Source organism: Streptomyces sp. NPDC059853, from assembly GCF_042731495.1.
Classification (GTDB): Bacteria; Actinomycetota; Actinomycetes; order Streptomycetales; family Streptomycetaceae; genus Streptomyces.
This window is the reverse complement of the sequence record NZ_JBHWJL010000424.1, coordinates 1-3,265: the sequence shown is the minus strand read 5'-3', so window position 1 is coordinate 3,265 and position 3,265 is coordinate 1. Positions and strand designations below refer to the sequence as shown.

Here is a 3,265-nt window from a genome sequence, read left to right as displayed (position 1 = left end):
GGCCGGAGCCGGACGTCTCGACGCAGCAGGCGCTGACCGAGCGCGGCTACCGGCCCGTGCTGGTGCACTCCCGCGAGGAGGTCGACGCCCAGATCGCGGCCTATCCGGCCGCGCTGTTCGTCGACCCGCTCACCGGGCCGATCACCCGTACCGCGCTCCAGTCACTGCGGCAGGCGGCGGTGGCCGCCGAGGTGCCGGTGCTGGTGACGGCGGGTCTGGGGCAGGCGAGCCGGGAGGCCGCGTACGGCGCCGATCCGGCGGTGCTGCTCAAGGCGCTGGCGCCGCGCGACAGCGAGCAGCATCCGCCGCGTGTGCTGCTGGTGGAGGAGCAGCCGGCCATCGCGCAGGCGCTGGCCATGTCGCTGGAGCGGCGCGGTATGCAGGCGGCGCACGCCGTCTCCGACGCGGAGGCGATGGAGGTGGCGGCCCAGATCCGGCCGAACCTGGTGGTGATGGATCTGAACCAGGTGCGCAGGCGCCGGGCCGGGATCATCGACTGGCTGCGCATCAACGGGCTGCTGAGCCGTACCCCCTTCGTGGTCTACACGGCGGCCGAGATGGATCCGGCCCAGTTGCCGCAGCTGGCGTCCGGCGAGACGGTGCTGTTCCTCGCGGAGCGTTCCACGCATCCGGAGGTGCAGGGGAAGATCGTGGATCTGCTGACGAAGATCGGCGCTCACTGACGGGGGTCCGGTGCGAGGGTGGTGACCGTGAGGGCGCCTTCCGCGTACCGGGCCCGCAGCACCTTCTTGTCGTACTTGCCGACGCTGGTCCTGGGGACCTCCTCGATGGTGGTCCAGTGCTCGGGGAGCTGCCAGCGGGGGAGCTTCGCGGCGAGGTGGGCGCGCAGCACGGCGTAGTCGGCGTCGCCTGCCACCGGGACGACGCAGGCCAGCGGACGTTCGCCCCAGCGCTCGTCGGGGACGGCGACCACGGCCGCTTCCCGGACCGCCGGGTGGCCCATCAGCAGCCCTTCCAGCTCGACGGAGGAGATCCATTCGCCGCCGGACTTGATGACGTCCTTGGCGCGGTCGGTCAGCCGCAGATAGCCGTCGGGCGTGATGGTGCCGACATCGCCGGTGCGCAGCCAGCCGTCCGGGCTGAACCGGTCGGCCGGCCGTTCGGGCTCGGTGCTGCCCGCGCCCGCCCAGTAGCCGCCGGCGATCCAGGGGCCGCGTACTTCCAGTTCGCCGGCCGATGAGCCGTCCCAGGGCATCTCGGTGCCGTCCGGGCCGATGAGGCGGGCTTCGACGCCGGCCGGGAAGCGGCCCTGGCTGAGCCGGTAGGGCCACTCCTCCTCGGGGGTGAGGCCGGGGGGCGGCTGGGAGGTGGTGCCGAGCGGGGAGGTCTCGGTCATGCCCCAGGCGTGTGCGACGCGGATGCCGTGCCGTTCGTCGAGGGCGCGCATCAGGGGTTCGGGGCAGGCGGAGCCGCCGATGGTGACGGTGGTGAGGGCGGAGACGTCGCGGGGGCGCTCGGCCAGTTCGTGCAGGAGGCCCTGGAAGAGGGTGGGGACGGCGGCGGCGTGGCAGGGGCGTTCGGTGGCGATCATGTCGGCGATGGGCCCGGGCTGGAGGAACCAGTCGGGCAGCAGCAGGCTGAACCCGGACAGCAGCGCGGCGTGCGGCATGCCCCAGCTGAGCACGTGGAACATCGGCACCAGGGCGAGGGAGGTGTCGCCCGCGGTGAAGGCCATGGACTCGGCCATGTTGACCTGCATGGCGTGCAGGTAGATGGAGCGGTGCGAGTAGACGGTGCCCTTGGGGTCGCCGGTGGTGCCGGAGGTGTAGCACAGGGCGGCGGGGGCGCGTTCGTCGAGGACGGGCCAGTCGTACGTGGTGGGGCGGCCGGTGATCAGTTCCTCGTAGTCGTGGACGCGGGCCCGGGTGCCGGCCAGGAGGGAGCGGTCGCCCGGGCCGCTGACGACGATGTGCTCGACGCGGTCGAGGCCGGGCAGCAGGGGGGCGAGCAGCGGCAGCAGCGAGCCGTTGACGATGATCACCCGGTCGTCGGCGTGCTGGATGACGTACCGCAGCTGGCGGGCGGGGAGCCGCAGGTTGAGGGTGTGCAGGACGGCGCCCATGGCGGGGAGGGCGCAGTACGCCTCGACGTGCTCGGCGTTGTTCCACATCAGGGTCCCGACGACGGTTCTCGGGGTCACTCCGAGTGCGTCGCGCAGGGCGTGGGCGAGCTGGGCGGAGCGCCGGCCGATCTCGGCGAAGGTCCGGCGGTGGGGCGCGGCCGGGTCGCCGGTCCAGGTCGTGACCGTCGATGTGGCGTGGATGGTGCTTCCGTGGCGCAGCATGCGCGCGACGGTGAGCGGTACGTCCTGCATCGTGCTGAACACCTGAGCCTCCCGGGGTCACTCTGGGTAACACCATGGTGCCTCGGCAGTCTGACAGTCCCGGCGGGATCTGTCAGGGGGGTGTGCAGCGGACGTGCGGGCGTCGTTCGGGCGGCCTTCGGTGGGGCGGGCCGGGTCAGGCGGCGAGGACCTGGGGGCGGGTGACGGCCACCAGGTCGGTGTCCTCGCGGAGCTTGGCCAGGGCGCGGGAGACGGCGCTCTTGACGGTGCCGACCGAGACGCCGAGGAGTTCGGCGGTGGCGGCCTCGCTGAGGTCTTCGTAGTACCGCAGGACGACCATGGCCCGCTGCCGCTCGGGGAGCTTGCGCACGGCCTGCCACATGGCCTCGCGTATCGCCTGCTGCTCGGCCGGGTCGGGCTCGGGCAGCGGGTCGGGCTCGGGCAGCTCGTCGACGGCGTACTCGTCCACGCGGCGCTTGCGCCACTGGGAGGTGCGGGTGTTGACCAGGGCGCGGCGGACGTAGCCGTCGAGGGCCCGGTGGTCCTCGATGTTGTCCCACGCCACGTAGGTCTTGGTGAGCGCGGTCTGGAGGAGGTCCTCGGCGTCACTGGGGTTGGCGGTCAGGGAGCGGGCGGTACGCAGCAGTACCGGACCGCGTGTCCGCACGTAGGAGGTGAAGGTCAGTGGCGTCCCCGGCCGGGCCGTCCTGGGCGTGGTCATGGAAAACAACGTAGGCCGCCGGACCCCCTGCGCGGATCGGCCACAGGTCCCGATGGGGCATCCCCCCCAGGGAGTAGAGGCGGTGCCGGCGACACCTCCCAGGGGTGGAGAAGCGGTCGGCGTCCCCTCAGGGATCGTCAGGGATCCACCTGATGATCCGGGGCGGCCGGACACGACCGTGGGGGGGGGGGGCGGCCGGGGGGCGCCGGGGGGGCGCCCCGCCCGCCGACCCCCGGCCG

At 73.0% G+C, this 3,265-nt stretch carries 2 protein-coding genes and 1 pseudogene; 1 reads left to right on the top strand and 2 read right to left on the bottom strand.

Translation table 11 applies throughout. From position 1 onward, the window contains the following. Positions 1-683, top strand: a pseudogene (locus ACFV5N_RS26140) (PAS domain S-box protein); the annotation flags it as partial. On the opposite strand, the gene ACFV5N_RS26135 reads toward ACFV5N_RS26140, so the two are convergent. Then, positions 677-2,347: a long-chain fatty acid--CoA ligase gene (locus ACFV5N_RS26135; RefSeq protein ID WP_385604501.1), complete on the bottom strand. Its 1,671-nt coding sequence runs from the start codon at positions 2,345-2,347 to the stop codon at positions 677-679. The pseudogene ACFV5N_RS26140 and the gene ACFV5N_RS26135 sit on opposite strands and share 7 nt — an antisense overlap. A 133-nt stretch (positions 2,348-2,480) precedes the next feature. Next, positions 2,481-3,026, bottom strand: a complete 546-nt coding sequence (locus ACFV5N_RS26130; RefSeq protein WP_019432274.1) for a SigE family RNA polymerase sigma factor — start codon at positions 3,024-3,026, stop codon at positions 2,481-2,483. Positions 3,027-3,265 lie beyond the last annotated feature (239 nt).

Bases quoted from the DNA above. Each gene is read 5' to 3' on its own strand.
- ACFV5N_RS26130 (WP_019432274.1), bottom strand. From the start codon at position 3,026: ATGACCACGCCCAGGACGGCCCGGCCGGGGACGCCACTGACCTTCACC.